Here is a 624-nt window from a genome sequence, read left to right on the forward strand (position 1 = left end):
CGTATATTGAGTAATCAAAATTGGAGCGATTGAGTATAGAACCAACGGTAAAGTTATGGTTCTTAACTGCTGGAATTTACTTGCACCGTCCATCGTCGCCGCTTCATAAAGATCATTAGGGATCGCCTGTAGAACCCCCGTTGTCATGGCGAATACAAATGGGAAACCTAACCAGGTTTGGATCATGATGAGCGCAACTTTCGTCCAGAATGGGTCTGTCAGCCAAGCTTTAGGCTCAATACCAAAGAAGTCGAGAATCACGTTGTTGATGACACCAAAGCTGTCGTTAAACATCCCGGTAAAAATAAGGATGGTAACAAAGCCCGGTACCGCCCAAGGAAGAATAAAGATAGTACGGATCAGAGGCTTAAATTTAAGGTCTTTTTGGTTAACCAGAATCGCCAAAAGAACCCCGACTGTACATTGCAATGTTGATGCAACTAATGTCCAAACGACCGTCCACTGCAACACATCGATAAAGGTGTTACGCCACAAGTTAATTTGGAAAATGTTGAAGAAGTTCTTCAATCCAACCCAGTCCACCAGCTTCGCAGGCGGTGAGTTGTAAAGGTTGTAGTTAGTAAAACCAATCGCAAAACCAAAGATGATCGGAAACACAACAAC

Annotated in this window: 1 protein-coding gene; it reads right to left on the reverse strand. The window is 43.3% G+C overall.

Going from position 1 to position 624, the window contains the following annotated elements:
* A partial coding sequence (locus R7040_RS27625; protein ID WP_318097768.1) for a sugar ABC transporter permease occupies positions 1 to 624 on the reverse strand: 624 nt, incomplete at both ends.

It is taken from the genome of Vibrio sp. 1069, from assembly GCF_033340555.1.